At 51.2% G+C, this 21,059-nt stretch carries 19 protein-coding genes; 16 read left to right on the plus strand and 3 right to left on the minus strand.

Features of this window, described 5'->3' with window-relative positions:
* Positions 1 to 83 precede the first annotated feature (83 nt).
* Positions 84 to 650, plus strand: coding sequence for a bifunctional pyr operon transcriptional regulator/uracil phosphoribosyltransferase PyrR (gene pyrR, locus H525_RS0100315; RefSeq protein WP_281172556.1), 567 nt, complete (start codon positions 84 to 86; stop codon positions 648 to 650).
* Between the two features lie 53 nt (positions 651 to 703).
* Positions 704 to 2,074: a uracil-xanthine permease family protein gene (locus H525_RS0100320; protein ID WP_027414520.1), complete on the plus strand. Its 1,371-nt coding sequence runs from the start codon at positions 704 to 706 to the stop codon at positions 2,072 to 2,074.
* Positions 2,075 to 2,283: 209 nt separating this feature from the next.
* On the opposite strand, the gene H525_RS26850 is transcribed toward H525_RS0100320, so the two are convergent.
* The gene (locus tag H525_RS26850) at positions 2,284 to 2,598 is read right to left on the minus strand and encodes a hypothetical protein (RefSeq protein WP_155837024.1); all 315 of its coding nucleotides are present in this window, start codon (positions 2,596 to 2,598) and stop codon (positions 2,284 to 2,286) included.
* Between the two features lie 56 nt (positions 2,599 to 2,654).
* Between H525_RS26850 and H525_RS0100325 the strand changes: the two genes are divergently transcribed.
* Genes H525_RS0100325 through pyrE form a run of 7 tightly spaced genes read left to right on the plus strand, consistent with a single transcriptional unit; the run spans position 2,655 to position 11,373 of the window.
* On the plus strand, positions 2,655 to 3,950 hold the full coding sequence (locus H525_RS0100325; RefSeq protein ID WP_027414521.1) for a dihydroorotase: 1,296 nt from the start codon (positions 2,655 to 2,657) through the stop codon (positions 3,948 to 3,950).
* On the plus strand, positions 3,950 to 5,050 hold the full coding sequence (locus H525_RS0100330) for a carbamoyl phosphate synthase small subunit (protein ID WP_035099470.1): 1,101 nt from the start codon (positions 3,950 to 3,952) through the stop codon (positions 5,048 to 5,050). The genes H525_RS0100325 and H525_RS0100330 overlap by 1 nt, the downstream gene beginning before the upstream one ends.
* A complete protein-coding gene (gene carB, locus H525_RS0100335) occupies positions 5,034 to 8,267 on the plus strand; it encodes a carbamoyl-phosphate synthase large subunit (protein WP_027414523.1) in 3,234 nt (1,077 codons plus the stop codon). The genes H525_RS0100330 and carB overlap by 17 nt, the downstream gene beginning before the upstream one ends.
* 4 nt (positions 8,268 to 8,271) lie before the next feature.
* Positions 8,272 to 9,072: a dihydroorotate dehydrogenase electron transfer subunit gene (locus tag H525_RS0100340; protein WP_035099520.1), complete on the plus strand. Its 801-nt coding sequence runs from the start codon at positions 8,272 to 8,274 to the stop codon at positions 9,070 to 9,072.
* Positions 9,069 to 10,001 (plus strand): dihydroorotate dehydrogenase, encoded by a 933-nt coding sequence (locus tag H525_RS0100345; RefSeq protein WP_027414525.1) that lies wholly within the window; start codon positions 9,069 to 9,071, stop codon positions 9,999 to 10,001. Before H525_RS0100340 ends, H525_RS0100345 begins: the two co-directional genes overlap by 4 nt.
* Positions 9,998 to 10,741 carry an orotidine-5'-phosphate decarboxylase gene (gene pyrF, locus H525_RS0100350; RefSeq protein WP_027414526.1) on the plus strand — a complete coding sequence of 248 codons (744 nt, stop codon included), beginning with the start codon at positions 9,998 to 10,000 and terminating at the stop codon, positions 10,739 to 10,741. Before H525_RS0100345 ends, pyrF begins: the two co-directional genes overlap by 4 nt.
* A gap of 2 nt (positions 10,742 to 10,743) precedes the next feature.
* On the plus strand, positions 10,744 to 11,373 hold the full coding sequence (pyrE, locus tag H525_RS0100355) for an orotate phosphoribosyltransferase (protein ID WP_027414527.1): 630 nt from the start codon (positions 10,744 to 10,746) through the stop codon (positions 11,371 to 11,373).
* 57 nt (positions 11,374 to 11,430) lie between these two features.
* On the opposite strand, the gene H525_RS25275 is transcribed toward pyrE, so the two are convergent.
* Together H525_RS25275 and H525_RS0100365 are read right to left on the minus strand one after the other, a co-directional pair.
* Positions 11,431 to 13,398 carry an oligosaccharide flippase family protein gene (locus H525_RS25275; protein WP_051330699.1) on the minus strand — a complete coding sequence of 656 codons (1,968 nt, stop codon included), beginning with the start codon at positions 13,396 to 13,398 and terminating at the stop codon, positions 11,431 to 11,433.
* 12 nt (positions 13,399 to 13,410) lie between these two features.
* Positions 13,411 to 15,129, minus strand: coding sequence for an Rqc2 family fibronectin-binding protein (locus H525_RS0100365; protein WP_027414528.1), 1,719 nt, complete (start codon positions 15,127 to 15,129; stop codon positions 13,411 to 13,413).
* An 81-nt stretch (positions 15,130 to 15,210) separates the two neighbouring features.
* On the opposite strand from H525_RS0100365, the gene H525_RS29225 reads away from it, so the two are divergent.
* From H525_RS29225 to rpoZ, 7 genes are read left to right on the plus strand one after another with little or no spacing between them, the layout of a single operon-like run.
* Positions 15,211 to 15,336 carry a hypothetical protein gene (locus tag H525_RS29225; RefSeq protein WP_425387624.1) on the plus strand — a complete coding sequence of 42 codons (126 nt, stop codon included), beginning with the start codon at positions 15,211 to 15,213 and terminating at the stop codon, positions 15,334 to 15,336.
* Between the two features lie 15 nt (positions 15,337 to 15,351).
* Positions 15,352 to 18,099 (plus strand): calcium-translocating P-type ATPase, SERCA-type, encoded by a 2,748-nt coding sequence (locus tag H525_RS0100370; protein WP_027414529.1) that lies wholly within the window; start codon positions 15,352 to 15,354, stop codon positions 18,097 to 18,099.
* Positions 18,099 to 18,932: a diaminopimelate epimerase gene (gene dapF / locus H525_RS0100375; RefSeq protein ID WP_027414530.1), complete on the plus strand. Its 834-nt coding sequence runs from the start codon at positions 18,099 to 18,101 to the stop codon at positions 18,930 to 18,932. The genes H525_RS0100370 and dapF overlap by 1 nt, the downstream gene beginning before the upstream one ends.
* Positions 18,933 to 18,948: 16 nt before the next feature.
* Complete coding sequence (locus H525_RS0100380) at positions 18,949 to 19,845, plus strand: YicC/YloC family endoribonuclease (protein WP_081413159.1); 897 nt, start codon at positions 18,949 to 18,951, stop codon at positions 19,843 to 19,845.
* A gap of 47 nt (positions 19,846 to 19,892) precedes the next feature.
* Positions 19,893 to 20,153, plus strand: a complete 261-nt coding sequence (remA, locus tag H525_RS0100385) for an extracellular matrix/biofilm regulator RemA (RefSeq protein ID WP_021624639.1) — start codon at positions 19,893 to 19,895, stop codon at positions 20,151 to 20,153.
* 17 nt (positions 20,154 to 20,170) lie between these two features.
* Entirely contained in the window at positions 20,171 to 20,791 is a 621-nt protein-coding gene (gmk, locus tag H525_RS0100390; protein ID WP_027414532.1) for a guanylate kinase, read from the plus strand.
* Positions 20,788 to 20,985, plus strand: a complete 198-nt coding sequence (gene rpoZ, locus H525_RS0100395; protein ID WP_027414533.1) for a DNA-directed RNA polymerase subunit omega — start codon at positions 20,788 to 20,790, stop codon at positions 20,983 to 20,985. Before gmk ends, rpoZ begins: the two co-directional genes overlap by 4 nt.
* Positions 20,986 to 21,059 lie beyond the last annotated feature (74 nt).

Here is a 21,059-nt window from a genome sequence, read left to right on the forward strand (position 1 = left end):
ATTGAACAGGGAAAGCTTCCTGCCTCGGGCAGGAAGCTTTTTTGCGTACACCCATACGGTTCTTTTACAGAAAGGAGAATGAGATGAACCAGACCGACATGTGGAAGGAAAAAAACATTCTACTTGATGAAGCAGCGATGCGAAGGGCCTTAACCCGGATTGCACACGAAATCATCGAGCGGAATAAAGGAATCGAGAATTGTGTGCTGGTCGGCATTCGGACGCGCGGCATTTACATTGCCAAGCGCCTGGCCGAGCGTATTTTGCAAATCGAGGGACAGACGACTCCTGTAGGTGAACTGGACATTACCCTGTACCGTGACGATTTAACCCACAAACAGGCTGAACCTCTCATACAGGGGAGCAGCGTTCCGGATACGATTACCGATAAAAAAGTGATTCTTGTAGATGATGTACTCTATACGGGGCGGACGGTTCGGGCAGCGCTCGACGCCTTAATGGACATCGGGCGGCCGCAAAGTATCCAACTGGCGGTTCTTGTTGACAGAGGACACCGGGAGCTTCCCATTCGCCCGGACTATGTAGGGAAAAACGTCCCGACATCCAGGGATGAAATGATTGTCGTTGAACTGAAAGAAGTCGATGATAAAGAAAGTGTTTCGATTTATGTGCGAACAGATGAACAATAACCTTTAAATCGGTCCGGGAGACTGGAAAGGATGGAGAAGAAATGAAACAAGAATTGATAAAAAAGGATTTTATTGATGTGCATGAAACACCTGCCTTGCAGAGAATATTTCCGCTAAGCCTGCAGCACCTGTTCGCCATGTTTGGCTCTACCGTACTGGTGCCGCTGCTCACCCACCTTGACGTATCGGTGGCACTTCTGACAAGCGGAATTGGTACGCTGCTGTTCGTGCTCATTACGAAAGGAAAGCTGCCAAACTACCTGGGCTCTTCCTTCGCTTTTATCGGTCCGATTCTTACGGTAAGCGCAAGCCAGGGCAAAGGGACGGCAATGGTTGGGTGTTTTCTCGCTGGCCTCATATACTTACTCGTGGCTTTTATCGTAAAGCTTGCCGGTGTTAACTGGCTGAATCGTCTCCTGCCCCCCGTGGTCATTGCCTCGATCATAATGGTTATTGGATTAAGCCTTTCCGGAACCGCCGTAGGCTGGGCCTTAAATGACCCGTTGAGCAATCCCGCTAAACCCGCGTATTCACTTGGGGCCGTTGAGGTAGCGTTCGTGACGCTGGCCATGACCGTTGTGGCGACGATTTTTTTCCGCGGTTTCTTATCCGTCATTCCGATTTTGACAGGGATGGTGGTTGGGTATGCTTATACGGCGCTGCGCTATCCGCAGTGGATTGATTTAGCAAGCGTGGCGAACGCACCGTGGTTTATTACACCACAGGAATGGGCACAAAAACACTTTATTACAGGGGAAGTTTTTACCGCGTTTCACTCACCGGCCGCCTGGGTGGCTGCCCTTATCATCGCGCCGGTTGCCCTCGTCACCCTTGCTGAACACATTGGCCACCTGCTCGTGACAGCGAATGTGATGAACCGCGACTTAATGCGCGACCCGGGTCTGCACCGTTCATTGATGGGTGATGGTGTTGCCGTCATCATCGCGTCTCTGCTCGGCGGACCGCCAAGCACCACCTATGGAGAAAACATCGGGGTTCTTGCGATTACCAGGATCTACAGTCGCGTGATTATCATTGGCGCGGCCTGCCTGGCCATCCTCTTCGCTTTCATTGGAAAAATCGGTGCGTTCTTAATGACGATTCCAAAGCCGGTTTTAGGCGGGGTTACCATTGTCCTTTTCGGTATTATCGCCGCCCAGGGTATGAGAATGTATGTGGAACACAAAATCGACTTTGCCGAGAAGCGGAATATGGTCATTTCGGCTATCGTACTGGTAACCGGAATCGGAGGATTCAAAATGGATTTTTACCAGATTACATTCAGCAGTTTTATACACAATCTAACGATTGACAATATTGCGATGGCTACCTTCCTGGGTGTTATTTTGCATGCGATTCTGCCCGGGAAAGAAGTTGCCTTTGGCCAGACCGCAAATGAGCAGTTAAATAAAAAGATATCGTAATCCTTTAAAAACAGTCCCGTGAGGCTGGTAAGGATGCCATGATTTCAAGTAATACAGGGGGGCGGTTGCACCCGTCGTTTCCGGCGGGGCTGGCGCAAATAACCGGCCTTCCTGTTTACTGAAGAAGAGGCTTCTTACTGCCTGCGGGCGTAAGAAGCCTTTTTATCGCGTATAAGAAAACATAAACTTTCTTATACGCATAAGCGCAACTAAGGCCATTGCCAGCGCCTTCGGCTTGGCGCTAGCCAAGTTTTCTTTACTGTTAAGGAAAGTATATGTTGCTTTACAGTGTTAAAGCAACATATACTTTCCTTCCATTGGTCACCTGAGAAAAACTCGCGGGAGTGTGCCGAACGTTGCTTTTTCAATGTGGAGCGTGTGGCCGGAAGGTCGATCAGACCGACAATTGTCTCCATCATTGAGGTACCCGGATGTTTTGTCGGTCCGACCTTCCGGTCACTAAGCGGCCGTTTCGCTTCCCTGCAGAAAAAGGACGAGCGGCAACGCCCGCGAGTTTTTCTCATATTGACGTAAGCCCGAGTTATTCTAAAAAATTGCAGGAACTGAGGAGGAAAATAGAATGGGAATTCTTTTGCAGAATGGCCTCGTGCTCATAAACGGAGAAAAGGTAAAACGCGACATTCTAATTGAGGGCAAAACGATTGCAAAAATCGCCGAAAAAATAGAAGAAGAAGGCCATCAACCAATCGATGTGACCGATCAATTGGTTGTCCCGGGGTTTATTGATATGCATGTCCATTTACGCGAGCCGGGTTTCGAGGCAAAAGAAACTATTGCAACGGGTACAGCAGCCGCGGCGCGCGGCGGATTTACGACGGTAGCCTGCATGCCAAATACGCGGCCCGTCATTGATACACCTGAAACGGTTTCACGTATTCTCAGCAAAGCACAAGAAGAAGGATGCGTAAGGGTGCTTCCGATGGGGGCCATTACCGTACGGGAACTTGGCGAAGAATTAACCGATATGCAGGCGCTTAAAGAAGCCGGAATCGTTGCCGTATCTGACGATGGTGTGGGCGTCCAGAGCAGCAGGATGATGAAAGAGGCCATGCTACGGGCCGCTTCGCTTGACCTGCCGGTGGTTGCCCACTGTGAGGATGACAGCCTGGCTGAAGGCGGCTGTGTGCATGAAGGAATTTTTAGTGAAAAACATGGATTGAAGGGGATTCCTTCCGAAGCGGAGTCGATCCAGGTGGGTCGTGATATCCTGCTGGCGGAGGCAACAGGGGCCCATTACCACGTATGCCATATCAGTACGGCAGAATCCGTCCGGCTCGTACGGGAGGCGAAACAGCGGGGCGCGCGGGTGAGCGCGGAAGTTTGCCCGCATCATTTGCTGCTGTGCGACGAAGATATCCCGGGAGCTGACCCGAATTATAAAATGAATCCGCCTCTGCGATCCAGACGGGATCGGGAGGCGCTGATTGAAGGGTTGAAAGACGGTTCCATCGATATCATTGTGACAGACCATGCGCCTCACACAGCGGAAGAAAAAGCGCGCGGCATGCAGTTGGCTCCCTTCGGCATAGTCGGGCTGGAAACCGCATTCCCGCTTCTCTATACGAAGCTGGTGGAAACCGGGGCATTCACCTTACAGGAAATTGTGGACCGGATGACCCGCATCCCTGCCGAGCTGTTTCATCTTCCGTGGGGTCGGATAGAAGAAGGAGCAGATGCCGATATTGCCGTACTTGATTTAGCGGGCGAACAGGCCGTAAATCCCGAACAATTCTTGAGTAAGGGGAAGAATACGCCGTTTGCCGGCTGGAAGCTGAAAGGATGGACAACATTGACAATCTGCGATGGCAGCATCATCTGGCAAAGTGAACAACAGGGGAAAGGGGACATCGAATAATGGGAACAAAAGCGCGTCTGATTCTGGAGGACGGAACGGTCTTTGCGGGAAAATCTTTTGGAGCAACCGGAGAATCGCTAGGTGAGGTCGTATTTAATACCGGAATCACCGGCTACCAGGAAGTGCTCTCAGACCCATCCTACTGTGGGCAAATCGTAACGATGACCTACCCGTTAATCGGCAATTACGGCATTAACCGCGACGATTTTGAATCGATTCGCCCGTTTGTTTCGGGATTTGTTGTGCGTGAATACTGCGAATACGCGAGCAACTGGCGCAGCGTGCAATCGATCGATTCTGTTTTAAAAGAGTACGGAATCCCTGGCATATCGGAAGTAGATACACGGAAGTTAACACGAATCATTCGCAAGCACGGAACATTGAAAGGAATTCTTACAACGGCAGACGGTTCCGTTGAGTCGCTGATTAAAAAGGTAAAGGTTCCATTCATGACCGACCAGGTATCCCGGGTATCAACGAAAAGTATGTTCGCCGTACCCGGACACGGCCCGCGCATCGTGCTGGTCGACTTCGGCGCGAAATACGGCATTTTGCGCGAACTGAACAGGCGCAATTGCGATGTGGTAGTCGTCCCCTATAATGTTTCGGCGGACGAAATTCGCCGGATTCGTCCGGACGGGATTGTTCTGTCTAACGGCCCGGGAGACCCGAAAGACGTTCCGGAAGCGATTTGTATGATCAAAGAAATCCTCGGTGAATACCCGCTGTTCGGTATCTGCCTCGGCCACCAGCTGTTTGCGCTCGCGTGCGGCGCGGATACCGCCAAGCTTACATTTGGACATCGTGGCGGCAACCACCCGGTGAAGGAAGTTGAAACCGGACGAACCTACATTACATCGCAAAACCATGGCTACACGGTAACGAACGACTCCATCGCAGGCACAGACCTTGGAATCAGCCATATCGCTCTCAATGACGGAACGATTGAAGGGCTTATCCATAAAAAATATCCGGCGTTTTCGGTTCAATATCACCCGGAGGCCGCACCCGGACCGTTTGATTCCGGCTATTTATTCGACCGATTCTTAGAGCAAATCGCTCGTTCAAAGGAGGACGCAAACCATGCCACGACTCGATAAGTTAAAAAAAATCCTTGTCATCGGCTCCGGACCGATTGTGATTGGCCAGGCCGCTGAATTTGATTACGCAGGAACTCAGGCGTGTGAAGCGCTGAAAGAAGAAGGGTTCGAAGTAATTCTGGTCAACAGCAATCCGGCAACGATCATGACCGACACCAATATGGCCGACCGGGTCTACATTGAGCCGCTGACGCTTGATTTTGTCACCCGTATTATCCGAAAAGAAAAGCCGGATGGGCTGCTGGCAACGCTCGGCGGCCAGACAGGTTTGAATCTGGCGATGGAACTGGACGAAGCGGGGGTGCTTAAAGAAGAGAATGTCATTCTTCTTGGCACAGACCTGGAGGCGATTAAGAAAGCGGAAGACCGTGAATTGTTCCGTACTCTGATGCAGAAAATTAACGAGCCGGTACCGCCGAGCGACATTGTTCATACCGTTGAGCAGGCTCTTGCGTTTGCCGGACGGATCGGGTATCCGATTATCGTTCGCCCCGCCTACACTCTTGGCGGGACAGGCGGCGGGATTGCTGACACGGAAGAGGAGCTGCGCGAAATTGTCTCCAGCGGACTTAAATATAGCCCGATTTCCCAGTGTCTGGTTGAAAAAAGTATCGCCGGTTTTAAGGAGATTGAGTATGAAGTGATGCGGGATGCCAGCGACAATTGTATCGTTGTCTGCAATATGGAAAACATTGACCCGGTCGGCATTCATACCGGCGACAGTATCGTGGTAGCACCAAGCCAGACGCTGTCCGACCGCGAATATCAAATGCTGCGAACCGCCTCCTTAAAAATTATCAGGGAGTTAAATATAAAAGGCGGCTGTAACGTTCAGCTTGCGCTCGACCCGCACAGCTTCCAGTACTACGTCATCGAAGTCAACCCGCGGGTGAGCCGCTCTTCCGCCCTCGCTTCGAAAGCAACCGGCTACCCGATTGCAAAAATGGCGGCGAAAATCGCGGTCGGCTACACGCTTGATGAATTAAAAAATCCGGTTACACGTCAGACATATGCTTGCTTCGAGCCAACGCTCGACTATATCGTGACGAAAATCCCGCGCTGGCCGTTCGATAAGTTCATCTCTGCCAACCGCAAGCTCGGGACTCAGATGAAAGCGACCGGCGAAGTGATGGCAATCGGGAGGACGTTTGAAGAATCGATTCACAAAGCAGTCCGCTCCCTGGAAGTCGGCCTGCACAGCCTGGAGCTGCCCGAAGCGAAAGAACTAAGTGATGAACAGCTTGCACACCGCTTACGTAAAGCGGATGATGAGCGCCTGTTCCTTCTCGCGGAAGCGTTGCGCCGCGGCATCACCATTCAGGAAATTCACGAGATAACGAAAATTGACGTATTCTTTCTTGCCAAATTTGAGAAAATCATCACCTTTGAACGCACACTGCACGAAGCAGCCGGCATGGGCAGGTTCGACGGTGACATACTCAGGCAGGCGAAGCGCATGGGCTTCACGGATGAGCGAATCGCGGATCTGACGGGCATCCCGGTCGATCGCATCCATTCGATGCGACGTGAGGCGAACATTGTGCCTGTGTATAAAATGGTCGATACGTGTGCCGCGGAATTTGAAGCCGCGACCCCATATTATTACTCGACATACGAAGAGGAAGATGAGCGGGCAGAAACGGACAAACCGCGCGTGATTGTCCTCGGCTCCGGCCCGATTCGCATCGGCCAGGGAATCGAGTTTGATTATTCTACGGTTCACGCCGTATGGGCGCTGAAAGAAATGGGATATGAAGCCGTTATTATTAACAATAACCCTGAAACGGTTTCGACCGACTTCAACACGTCTGACCGGCTGTATTTTGAACCGCTCTATCTGGAAGATGTGCTTCACATTATTGAAAAAGAAAAACCGGCCGGCGTGATTGTCCAATTCGGCGGGCAAACAGCGATTAATCTTGCCAGCGGCCTTGAGCAGGCGGGAGTTAACATCCTTGGCACATCTCTTGAAAATATTGACGCTGCAGAGGACAGGGAAAAATTCGAACAGCTGCTGCGTACACTGGGCATCGCGCAGCCGCCGGGAAAAACCGTGACGTCGGTTGAGGAAGCGGTAGACGCGGCAGCAGGTCTTGGCTATCCGGCACTTGTCCGCCCGTCTTATGTGCTTGGCGGCCGGGCAATGGAAATTGTCTATAACGAACAGGAACTCCTTACGTACATGAAGGAAGCGGTAAAAATAAACCCTGCTCACCCGGTGCTTATCGATACGTATTTGATGGGAACCGAGGTCGAGGTCGATGCCATTAGCGACGGCCAAAATGTGTTGATTCCCGGGATTATGGAGCACATTGAACGGGCGGGTGTGCATTCCGGCGATTCGATTGCCGTCTATCCTTCGCAGAATATCCCGCAGGCGCTCAAGGATGAACTCATCGAAATGACAACAAATATTGCCCGGGGGCTCGCTATCAAAGGGCTGTTAAACATCCAGTTCGTGATTCACAAAGGTAAGCCGTACGTGCTTGAGGTCAACCCCCGCTCGTCGCGCACCGTTCCTTTCTTAAGCAAAATCACAAACTTGCCAATGGCCAATATCGCAACGAAAGTAATACTTGGGTCATCTTTACCTGAACTCGGGTATACGCCGGGCTATCATCCGGAATCGGATCATGTATCTGTAAAGGTGCCGGTCTTCTCCTTTGCCAAACTGCGCCGTGTGGACACAACGTTAGGGCCCGAAATGAAGTCAACCGGTGAAGTCATGGGTCGTGATAAAACACTGGCAAAAGCGTTATACAAAGGGCTGTTGGCCTCCGGTATGAACATCCCGACGCACGGGTCGCTGCTTGTGACCATCGCCGATAAGGACAAAGAGGAAGCGCGGGAAATTATCAAAGGGTTTAGCGACCTTGGCTTCAAGTTATTGGCGACGGACGGGACAGGGGCTTATCTGGAAAAAGAGGGGCTGTCCGTCGGCCGTGTCCGCAAAGTACACGAAGCGTCCCCTAATCTGCTGGATGTGATTCGCACAGGTGAAGCAAATATCGTTATCAATACGTTGACGAAAGGGAAAACTCCGGAGCGTGACGGATTCCGGATTCGCCGGGAAGCAGTGGAAAATGGCGTCATCTGCTTCACTTCACTCGATACGGCGCGCGCGCTGCTCAAAGTGCTTGAGGCGATTACCTTTACGGCACAGGCACTGCCGCAGGCGGGGGAGAAGCGGAAAGAGGAGTTGATTGTTCGTGGGTAACCGTTTGTTTCCGGATAACGTGCTGACCGTTGTTTCTAACCAGCCAATTGCTGAGGGGATTTTTCGCATGGAGGTTCAGGGGACACAGGCGGGCCGGATGAACCGGCCCGGGCAGTTTGTCCATGTGAGATGCGGTTCGGGAATTGACCCGCTGCTGCGCCGTCCTATCAGTATTTGTGACGTAAACGAAGAGGAACAAGTGCTTACCATGATCTACCGGGTGGAAGGCCATGGCACGCAGGTACTGAGCCAGTATGTGCCGGGACAACAGGTGGACGTTATCGGCCCGCTCGGCCAGGGATTTCCGGTGGACAGCCGCCGGGCCGGGGAGCATGCTCTGCTCATTGGCGGCGGCGTGGGCGTTCCTCCTCTTTATTATCTGGGAAAACAATTGAGAAAGCGCGGGGTGAACGTCACGTTTGTTATCGGATTTGCCGCGGCAGCACAGGTCTTTTTAAAGGATGAACTTGCGGAAGTTGGCACCGTACACGTAACAACGGTCGACGGAAGCATGGGCGTCAAAGGATTTGTCACTGACGTGCTCCGTGAAGATTATAACCTTGACGACAGAGATTGGGATGTGCTTTACTCATGCGGTCCGCTTCCCATGCTGCGCGCCCTGCAGCAGAAATATGAGCGGTCAGGCAAAGAGGGCTATATTTCGCTGGAGCAGCGGATGGGCTGCGGCATCGGGGCATGCCTTGCCTGCGTATGTCCCGCACAAGAAGCAGGAAAAGGGAAAAAGTACCGTAAAATTTGTTCGGACGGTCCGGTCTTTCCGTTCGGGGAGGTGAAGCTGTCATGACGGTATCGGCGTCAAACCGGCTGGCTGTGTCCATTGCCGGCATTGATATGAAGAATCCGATTATGCCTGCGTCCGGGTGCTTCGGTTTCGGCCGCGAGTACGCAGCGTTTTATGATTTGAATTTGCTTGGCGCGATTGCAGTGAAAGCGACGACGGTTGAAGAGCGGGAGGGAAATCCAACTCCCCGCGTAGCGGAAACTCCAGGCGGCATGCTGAATGCGATTGGCCTGCAGAATCCCGGTCTTGATTACGTAATGGACGAAGAACTCGTCTGGCTCGAACGCTATGACAAGCTGCCGGTCATTGTCAATGTGGCTGGCACAACGGCCGACGATTATATTGCGGTTGCCAGGCGGGTCAGCCAGGCAAAGAACGTTGCCGGGATTGAGCTGAATATCTCCTGCCCTAACGTAAAGTGCGGCGGCATTACGTTTGGGACCGATCCGGTTATCGCAGCAGAGTTGACGGCGGAAGTGAAGAAAGTCAGCCGCGCTCCTGTCTTCGTTAAGCTTTCCCCAAATGTCACCGATGTAGTGGCCATTGCAAGGGCGGTAGAGGAAGCGGGGGCGGACGGGCTCAGCATGATTAATACGCTGCTCGGTATGCGAATTGACCTGAGGACGAGGCGCCCTGTTTTAGCGAACGGGTCAGGCGGGCTGTCCGGCCCGGCGATTAAACCGGTGGCCATCCGTATGATATACGAAGTGAGCCAGCGGGTTGGCATTCCGATTATCGGAATGGGCGGCATTCAATCCGCGAATGATGTGATTGAGTTCTTTATGGCCGGTGCATCGGCTGTAGCCGTCGGCACGGCCAATTTTGTCGACCCGCTCGTCTGCCCGAAAATCGCGGCGGAACTCGAACAAAAACTTGACCAGTACGGGGTAGACTCGATTTCCGAACTGACCGGAGCGGGGTGGAAGCGATGAACCGGTTTACTTTTTCTCCTGACGATATCGCTTCACGCATTATGGTGGCGCTGGATTTTCCTCATGTGAAAGAGGCGGAAACATGCATCGGTTTGCTGGCCGGTACCGGGGTTTATGTGAAGGTGGGCATGCAGCTCTACTATGCGGCAGGGCCGGAATACGTAACCCGGCTGAAGCAGGAAGGCTATGCTGTTTTTCTCGATCTAAAAGTCCATGATATTCCGAACACCGCGCGCGGAGCGATGCAAAGCATGGCTTCCCTTGGCGTGGACATGGTGAACCTTCATGTGGCCGGCGGGCGCAAAATGATGGAAGCCGCCCGTGAAGGTGTGGAGAAGGGAACACCGGCAGGAACCAGACGACCGCTGCTTATAGGCGTTACACAGCTGACGAGTACGGACCGGGCTGCGATGAATAATGAAATTGGCATCGCCGGTTCTATTGAAGATTGTGTGGCCCGTTATGCCCGGCTGGCACAGAAAGCGGGGTTAGACGGGGTTGTTGCATCCCCGAAGGAGGTGCCGCTTATTAAGGATGTTTGCGGGCCGGATTTTCTCACCGTAACGCCTGGCATACGGCCGCGTGGAAGTGACATAGGGGACCAGCACCGGGTGACAACACCGGAGGATGCCTTTAGCCTTGGTTCGGATTACGTTGTGATTGGGCGGGCGATTACGCAGGCACCCGACCCGAGAAAAGCGCTGGATGATATTATACAACGGATAAGGAGTGCAGAGTAAACATGGAAACAGCGAAACAAATTGCCGGGAAGCTTTTAGAGATTGATGCCGTGGCTTTGAGGCCTGATGAACCCTTCACGTGGACATCCGGAATTAAAAGCCCGATTTACTGCGATAACCGGCTTACCATGTCCTATCCCGAGGTGCGCCGCATGATTTGTCAGGCATTCGCCGCGCGAATCCGCGAGACGTTCCCGGATACAGAAGTAATCGCAGGCACTGCCACCGCCGGGATCCCGCATGCCGCATGGCTTGCAGAGGAACTGAACCTGCCAATGATTTATGTGCGCTCTAAGCCAAAAGGCCATGGAAAGGAAAATCAAATCGAAGGCAAGCTCGTTAAGGATGCCAAAACGATCGTAATTGAAGATTTAATCTCGACAGGCGGAAGCTCGATTGAAGCCGCCCAGGCGGTGCAGAAGGCAGGCGGCATCGTGCAAAGCGTGTTAGCAATTTTCTCCTACCAGTTTCCGCAGGCGGCGGAAGCCTTTGCGGCAGCGGGCATTCCGTTTGAGACATTAAGCCATTACACCGCACTTCTACAGGTAGCCGAGGCGAGAGGCACCATCCGCCCCGACCAGCTTGATGCCCTTGCCCGGTGGAAAGAAAACCCCGCAGATTACTGGAAGTAAATTTACTTCTGAAAAAACTTTCGCACAACGACTCCCCGCAATGAAAAAAGTGGACCGCTAGCGCAGTCCGCTTTTTTGTTGTTCAGTATAAGCGGGGACGATTCGGTAGTGGGAAAGGAACCGGTAGGCCCGCTGTGCAGCACGCGGTAAATATTGAATTTCGTTCATATCAATTCCTTTTAACCAGAACAAAGTCAGGGCGTATGCGGACATACTAAAAACAGCAATAAGCCCTGACTCTATTCCGTAGAAAAGAAAATCGGGGACGTGAATGGCGGGCCTGATTTTAAGACCCAGTTTTACTAATAGGCCGCCGATCGCGACAAGCAGGAAGGAGGCGGCGATAAATGCGCGCCATCTTTCCCCGAGTATCGTTAGCGGTGCGTATCGGTGAATCGCACGAATATTAAGCACCATCACAATCACAAAGCAAAGCGTGGTAGACAGGATAATTCCATAGATGCCGAATAAGGGAGCGAAAATATAATTCCCAATCCATTTCACAACCACGCCGATGGCCACATAAAACATCGGCAGGTCACTGCGTCCGAGACCCATCAAAATCCCATTCGATGTCATCATCATATTCTGAAAAATGGTACCGAAGCAAAGAGCCGCAATAATATACGAGCCTTGGACAAAGATATCGCTCGTATTGTGGTATAAAAATCCGTTTATTGGCAGAGCCGCCACCGTTAAATACAGCGCTGCAGGCACACCCGTCAACAGTGCCAATCGCAGAGCCAACGAGCTCATGCGCTGTACTTCCCCTTTGTCTCGTCTTGAGTGGGCAGCGGAAACCACCGGAATAATCGACACGCTTAACGCTGTGGCGAGAATAATAGGCAGGCCGGCAAGAGGCTGAGCACTTCCTGACAGAATCCCGTTGAGGACCATCGCTTTATTATACTCATGAAGCTGGTCGGTGAAGAACCGCTGGGGAACCATTGCAATCCCGTTCTTGTATTTCAAAAATCCAAGATTCTTTTGATTCACCACCACTTTCTGGTTCACTGCCAGCCAGACGTTTGTTTTTCCCCACACGACATGCACGTTTTGTCCCGTTTTATCCCATGTGATCGTCGCCCCCAGCGGTTTTCCTACACTTTCCAAGGGAACCATTGTCACGTTGTGGTCCAGCGACGGAGCGACAGGAAGTTCCACACTTTTTCCGGCTATCATCGCCGTTTTATTGTTTAATGTAAACGAAACGCGCTCATTGACGGGCGTTAAAAGGCGGAGGCCTGTCGATGAATCGATAAAATAGAGGGCGGGAACGGCAAGGGACGTAAGGGTAATCGGAATCGATAGTTTAAGCAGCCTTCCATATATCTCCCGGTAAGTAAGAATCGTGTATTTTTTTTGTAAGGCCAGCTGTTTCTTCTGTTTTGGACGGTGATTTTTATAGAAGTAGATCATCACGGCAAGAGCGGCTACGCTTCCGGTGAACGCGCCAAACGACGCCCCTGCGACTGCGACATCCTTGTTGTAACCTAGGTATAATAAAATCAGTGGAAACAAAACCGCGGTTATTACGCGAAAAACCTGTTCATTGATCTGGGACAGTCCTGTTGGGTGCATCAGCTGCTGACCCTGAAAATAACCGCGCATGATTGCAATTAACGGAAATAACACCAGGGCCGGAGCAATCGCTTTGATAGCCAGTTCGGACTGTGGTGCCAGCGTGTAATCCGCATAATAGGGAGCGATCAAATATAATAACGCCGCCATAAATACGCCGCCCACGAGCGTGAAATTGCGGGCGGCTTTGTATGTTTGATAGGCCTCATGGTATTTTCCGACGGCTGTATAACCGGCTACCTGTTTGCTTAGCGCGCTTGGAATGCCAAGCGTCGCAATCACGAAAAGTATGTTATATACATTATACGAAATGCTGTACAAATTCATCCCGTCATTTCCCATAATATGCTGCAGGGGTACGCGCTGGATGACGCCGAGCAGGCGGGCAACCACAGCCGCCATTGTTAAAATAAGCGTACCTTTCAAAAAAGACTTATTAGACATAACCATTCCTCATTACGCATTTTTTGTTTCGAGTAGTCTTCGAATAATGGAACCATCCGGTGTGATAAACAGCGTTTTTTGCTGCTCATAAACCACAAACCCGGGTTTCGTCCCTTTGGGTTTTTTCACGTGCCGGATTGCGGTATAATCCACAGGAACCTGGCTGGATTCTCGGCCTTTACTGAAGTAAGCAGCCAATTGGGCGGCTTCATACAGCGTAGCTTCACCATACGACCGGCTGCGAATCACAACGTGGGATCCGGGTATGTCCTTCGTGTGAAGCCATGTGTCATCGGCATCCGCCAGCTTATTCGTCAGAAAATCATTTTGCCGGTTGTTTTTCCCGACCAAGATCGTAATTCCTTCACTCGATTGATAGTGTTCGACCGCGGGTGCTTTCGGCTTCACTTTTCGGTTGTTTTTGATATGGCGTGCCCGGATATACCCTTGCTCTACCAATTCCTCGCGGATTTCTTCAATATCCTGTAGGCCCGCGCCTTCAATCTGCTGCAGGATCGTATCCAGATATTGTACTTCCTGATAGGCGTGTTCGATCTGTTCATCGAGTACAGCCAGGCTGTTTTTCGCTTTTGTATACCGCTTGAAAAACGCCTGGGCATTCTCAGACGGTGATAAAGCAGGATCGAGCGGGATCGTAAGCATAGGCGATCCTTCCTCGTAGTAGTTTAACACGTTTGCTTCTGTTTGACCTCTTTTTAATTGATAGAGATTGGCCGTCAGCAGTTCTCCATACTGCTGAAAACGCTTGGCGTCCTCCGCTTCCAGCTTTGTTTGCTGCAGTTTGTCAATTTTTTTTGCGTTTTTATTCCGCTCGTTGCTAACAAGGCGAATTAAGTCATGAAGCCGCTGCTTTACCGTATCACGCTCGGCTTTACCATAATAAAAAGCTTCCAGACATTCGCTGATACTGGTAAAGGTTTCACTGGTCCCTTCCGATAGATGAGTTAGGGGGACCACGGAGAAAACCGCTTTTTCCCCATATTGAATCGTTGGCGTATACTGATGGTTTGCCACGGGCTCGAATACGCTGCGAAATGCGTTCCACAATGCCTCCCGTGTGGCAAGGCGGGCCCTGTATGTGATTTCATTGGCGATCAGGGGGCTTACACCGGCGAACCGGGCGACAATCTGTTTGTTGAGTTTTCCCTGATTGAAATCAAGCGTACGGATAAACGTATCGCCATCTACAGTTAATGGATTCCTTTTCCCCTGGGAAGGGGGGGCGATATACATTCGGCCCGGCAGAACGACACGGTGCTGGCTGATCGCGGGTGTGACATGGTGGAGGCCGTCATGGATAATTCCGGTCTCCGGATCCAGTAGAATGAGATTGCTGTGCCGTCCCATAATCTCCAGTACAAGCCTCTTACGGCGGTCATCGCCTAACTCGTCCCGGCTCTTTATGTTGATATGCACGATTCGCTCCATCTCAACCTGCGTGATCGATTCGATGATAGCACCCTCACAGTATTTGCGCAGAAGCATACAAAACATCGGGGGTTCCATCGGATTCTGGTAGTCTTTACGCGTCATATGAATGCGCGGGAAACTGTGGCTCGCGGAAAGCAACAGGCGGACATTTCCGGTGCGCGTGCGTATTTGCATAATGATATCGGTTGCGGTGGGTTGGTACACTTTATTAATGCGCCCGGTTACGAGCGGGTTAAGTTCATGAACAATAGCTCTTGTTACAATGCCGTCAAAGGCCACAAAAAATCACCTCGTTATTAACATGTAAACAGTATAGCATTTTTTAAAGCTTGTCAGAATAAGTTAGCTTATAAAGAAAACTTGGCTGGCGCCAAGCCGCAGGCGCGGGTGACAGCCTTAGTTGCCCTTATGCAGATAAGAAAACTTGGCTGTACGTATGTAAATAAGAAAGTTCCGCTTTCTTACACGGAGAAAAGAACGGGATAGAGGAGGGACGACAAGTTGAGTCAACAGCATTATTGGTTTAGCTACGGTGCAGATGATCTTGAAAAAATTTTAAAAACGGACGTGAAAAATGGGCTTTCAGAGAAAGAAGCAGAGGAACGCCTGGAAAAAATGGGGGAGAATGTGCTTGCGGAAAAGCAAAAAATTTCTCCGCTGGCCCTGTTTTTAGGTCAGTTTAAAGATTTTATGGTTCTTGTTTTACTCGCGGCTACCCTGATTTCAGGTTTCCTGGGGGAATACATTGACGCCATTGCCATTATCGCCATCGTCGTTGTAAACGGGATTCTCGGTTTTATTCAGGAATTTCGGGCCGAACGTTCCTTATCCGCATTAAAGGAACTAACTGCTCCGCTGGCCTACTGTATCCGTGACGGACAGCCCACCCATATTCCGGCAAAAAATCTGGTGCCGGGAGATATTATTTATCTCGAAGGGGGAGACAGGATTCCGGCTGACGTGCGGTTTATCAAAACCAACGGCCTGCATGTCGAAGAATCGACGTTGACGGGAGAGTCTGTGCCGGTCCTTAAAAACGTACAGACATTAAAACACGAGAAAATCCCGCTTGGCGACCAGCAAAATATGGGATTTATGGGAACAATGGTTACAGGCGGAACCGCTTACGGTCTGGTTGTTACGACCGGAATGATGACGGAGATGGGGAAAATCGCCGACCTGATTCAAACGACGGAGACACAGGAGACCCCTCTGCAGCTCAAACTGGAGGAATTAGGGAAAATATTAATCGTTGTCGCCCTCGCATTAACGGCGCTGGTCGTGGGAGTGGGCATTATGCACGGCCACAATGCCTACAATATGTTCCTGGCCGGTGTCAGCCTGGCGGTAGCGGCCATTCCGGAGGGACTGCCGGCGATCGTTACGGTGGCACTTGCGCTCGGGGTGCAGCGCATGATTAGACGAAGGGCAATTGTGCGCAAATTGCCCTCGGTGGAAACGCTCGGGAGCGCCAGCGTGATTTGTTCGGATAAAACCGGTACGCTTACGCAGAACAAAATGACTGTGACCCACGTATGGGTAGACGATACGCTCCTCGAAGTCAGCGGAACGGGCTATGAACCGACTGGTGAATATTTTCTTAACCGCAAGGCGGTGCGCCCCCGCGCCCAGGCTTCGCTTTATAAAATGCTGCAGCTTGGTATCCTTTGCAACAATGCTTACTTGGAAATGCAAGTGGATACTAAAAAGAAGCTGTTTAAAAAGACGGATGAAAAATGGGTCATTACCGGGGACCCGACGGAGGGGGCACTGCTCGTCGCCGGGGCAAAGGCGGGGATAAATCGGGAGGAGCTGGCGCAGATGTGGCGGCGGGTCGGAGAATTTCCGTTCGATTCTACTCGTAAAATGATGACCGTACAGGTGGAAGACCATTCCGGCACCCGCATGCTGGCAACGAAGGGCGCACCCGATGTACTGCTCAGCCGCTGCTCGCATATTATGCTCGAAGGGCGCGTCGTTCAGCTGACCCCCACCATGCGCCGGCAAATTATTATCGCAAACGAAACGATGGCAAAAAAAGCGCTGCGCGTGCTGGCGGTCGCCTATCGTGAACTGCGCGCGGGAGAAAGCATCCGAAGTGAACATTCCGCGGAGCGCAGCCTTGTGTTTGCCGGATTGTACGGGATGATTGACCCCCCGCGTGAAGAAGTAAAGCTGGCCATTAAGAAATGCCGCCAGGCGGGAATTAAAACGGTAATGATTACGGGCGACCATCAAACGACAGCGGAAGCGATTGCCGTTCAATTGGGAATACTTCCACCGAATGGGTTGACATTAAATGGACAGGATTTATATAATATATCAGATAGTGAGTTCGAGAATATCGTTGACAATGTATACGTATATGCCCGGGTATCGCCCGAACACAAGCTGCGGATTGTAAAGGCCCTGCAGAAGAAAGGCCATGTGGTGGCAATGACAGGGGATGGGGTCAATGATGCGCCGGCGATTAAAGCGGCTGATATCGGCATCGCGATGGGGATTACGGGAACGGATGTTTCGAAAGAAGCCGCGTCGCTCGTGCTTGCGGATGATAATTTTGCTTCGATCGAGGCGGCCATTGAAGAAGGGCGGACCATTTACGATAACATCCGTAAGTTTATCCGCTACCTGCTCGCCTCCAATGTCGGAGAGATCATGGTTATGTTTTTCGCCATGATTGCCGGCCTGCCGCTGCCTCTTGTGCCGATTCAAATTCTCTGGGTGAATCTTGTCACCGACGGATTACCGGCGCTTGCGCTCGGGGTGGACCAGCCGGAAGAGGCGACTATGTTGCGTATGCCGCGCTCGCGAACGGAAGGCGTATTTGCCCGCGGACTTGCCTGGAAAATTGTCTCCCGCGGCCTGCTTATCGGGCTTGTCACGCTTGCTGCGTTCTGGATGACATCGGAAGCCCATCCGGATGAATTGATGCGGGCCCAAACGGTTGCGTTCGCTACGCTTGTGATGGCCCAGTTGATTCATGTATTTGACTGTCGGAGCGAGATTTCCATTTTCAGCCGCAATCCTTTCGAGAATAAATCGCTTGTACTCGCCGTTGTTTCTTCTGTTCTGCTTGTGCTGCCCGTGATTTATTTGCCTGCCCTGCAGCCCGTTTTCAATACGGTTGCTCTGTCTGCCAATGAGTGGGTGTTTGTAATTTTGTGGTCGGCGGTTCCAACATTTGCAACGGGTATTTTATCTGCGGCAGGGAACCGGGTTGGACATTCCAGAAAGGTTGGAGCGTAATGAATTTCACAAAGATGAATGGTCTGGGCAACGATTTTATAATCGTTGCCCATTTTGAAACAATGCCGCACGATGCGGATGTAATGGCAAGAAAGATGTGTGACCGCCATTTCGGCATCGGGGCGGATGGTCTCGTGTTTATCCTGCCTTCTACACGGGCGGATTTTTGCATGCGCATTATAAATGCGGATGGTTCTGAGCCTGAACAATGCGGCAATGCGATACGGTGTGTAGCCAAATACATTTATGATTATCAACTGGCCGTGAAAGATACCCTTTCCATCGAAACACTGGCGGGTGTCCAGCATGTGCGGCTCACGGTGGAAAACGGACGGGCGGTTAAAATACGCGTGGATATGGGGGAACCGATACTGAAAGGGGCGAATATCCCGCTGACTGTGGATGCCGATCAAGTGGTCAACCACCCGATTGCCGTAGAAGACAGCACATTTTCGTTTACCGGGGTGTCGATGGGAAATCCCCATGCCGTTATTTTCGTGGAAAATGCCGTTACCTTTGATGTGGAAAAATGGGGACCTTTGTTTGAAACCCATTCAATGTTTCCCCGGAAAGCCAATATTGAATTCGTATCGGTCCGGTCGCCCGAAGAAATCGATATGCGGGTATGGGAGCGGGGGTGCGGACAGACGCTCGCCTGCGGCACCGGCGCCTGTGCCACGCTGGTTGCCGGCGCGCTGACAGGACGGACAAAGCGGCATGCGGTCGTCCATCTCAAAGGCGGGGATCTCGATATTGAGTGGGCATCCGACGGACATGTCTATATGACCGGTCCCGCTGAAGAAGTGTTTACGGGTATATGGAAAAAGAAATAAACCTATAATTGAGCGAATGAGGCAGGTGGACACCATGGTGCACAGCATGACCGGATACGGGCGTGCAGAAAGAAGGAGTGAACGCATTCACTTAATCGTTGAGATGCGTTCCGTCAATCACCGGTTTAATGAAATATCCCTACGTCTGCCCCGTGAACTCGGGGCGCTGGAAGATGCGGTGCGCCGCACGATTCAGAGCAGGGTCCGGCGCGGCAGAGTGGACGTCTTTATTACAATGAAGTCGGACACTGTACCGGCCGCGCTGCAGGTCAACTGGGAATTGGCCCGACAGTATGCAGAGGCGGCCCGCAGGATGTCCGAGATGCTGGGGCGGCAGGAAGAAGTCAGCGCCTATCAAATCATGGGCATGCCGGATGTTATTCATGTAAATGAAGAGCAGATGGATCCTGAAATGTACCGTATCCCCCTGATGGAAGCGGTGGAAGAAGCGGGGGATATGCTCGTATCAATGCGTAAAATAGAGGGACAGGCTCTTTACGAGGATATTTTTCTGCGGTTGAAGTATATGAGTCAACTGGTTGAGAACATAAAAGAACTTGCTCCGCGCGTTACCGAAAGTTACAGAGAACGAATTAGGGCAAGAATAGTAGAATACATACAGGAACTTGTCCCGCTCGATGAAGCGAGGCTGTTAAATGAAGTTGCTTTATTCGCGGAGCGTGCGGACATTTCGGAAGAAATAACGCGCCTCGCGAGCCACTTTTCTCAGTTTACGCAAATTATGGAAGAGGGAGAACCTGTTGGCCGTAAGCTGGATTTTCTTGTTCAGGAATGCCACCGTGAAATTAATACGATTGGCTCCAAGGCAAACTATCTGGAAATCAGCCAAAAAGTTGTTATTTTAAAGGCAGAGCTAGAAAAAGTGAAAGAACAGGTGCAAAATATAGAGTAAAGAAGTAAAATAGGCATATCTGCTCCGAAAAAAGGGAGGCACGTGAGATGGCCATTAAACTCATTAATATTGGATTTGGGAATATTGTTTCTGCGAACCGTATTATTTCCATCGTTAGCCCTGAATCTGCGCCAATTAAACGGATTATCCAGGAAGCGCGCGACCGGGGGATGTTAATTGATGCAACGTACGGAAGGCGGACGAGAGCGGTTATTGTAACAGATAGTGATCATGTGATACTATCGGCGGTACAGCCTGAAACGGTCGCTCACAGATTGACCAGTAAAGATGATGATTCAGACGAATAAGTAAGCGGGGGTTTATCATGACGCAAGAAAGAGGGTTGTTGCTTGTTCTTTCAGGGCCTTCCGGAGTGGGAAAAGGGACTGTGTGCGCTGCGCTGCGGCCGCGCATGACGGATTTGGTGTATTCGGTATCCGCTACGACAAGAAAACCAAGAACGGGCGAAGTGGAAGGAGTCAATTACTTCTTTAAAGCCCAGCAGGAATTTAAGCGGATGATCGAACGGGACGAGCTGCTGGAATGGGCAGAATATGTGGGGAATTTCTATGGAACTCCACGTGAGTTTGTAGATAAAACGCTCGCGTCAGGCAGGGATGTTTTTCTTGAGATTGAGGTGCAGGGGGCGCTCCAGGTAAAAGAAAAATACCCTGAGGGGATTTTTATTTTCCTCGCGCCGCCGGATTTAAATGAACTCCGCTGCCGCATTACAGGAAGGGGAACCGAGACGGAAGAGAGCATCCGGCATCGCATGCAGGTCGCCAAAGCCGAGATTGATTTAATGGACCACTACAATTATGTGGTCGTCAATGATGAGGTAGAAAAAGCGTGTGAACGCATTCAGGCGATTGTGATGGCGGAACATTTAAAGAAGGAAAGGCAAATCGCCAAATATCGCGAATTGATTAAGGAGGTTAACATATGATTTATCCGTCTGTTGACGAATTATTAAAAAAGGTGGACAGCAAGTACACGCTGGTCAGCATTGCATCCAAGCGTGCCCGCCAGATGCGGGAAAATGACACATTTCTGATTGATAAACCGGTCTCCCACAAGTTTGTCGGCACGGCGCTTGAAGAATTGAATGCCGGAAAAATTCAATTCGAAAGAGTAAAATAAAATGGTAAACGCATATCGACTTCTGTGTTAGGGATACTGACCGGCATGGAAGGATATGCGTTTTCTATTGAGGA

The organism is Aneurinibacillus terranovensis DSM 18919 (assembly GCF_000430625.1).
GTDB classification, from domain to species: Bacteria; Bacillota; Bacilli; order Aneurinibacillales; family Aneurinibacillaceae; genus Aneurinibacillus_B; species Aneurinibacillus_B terranovensis.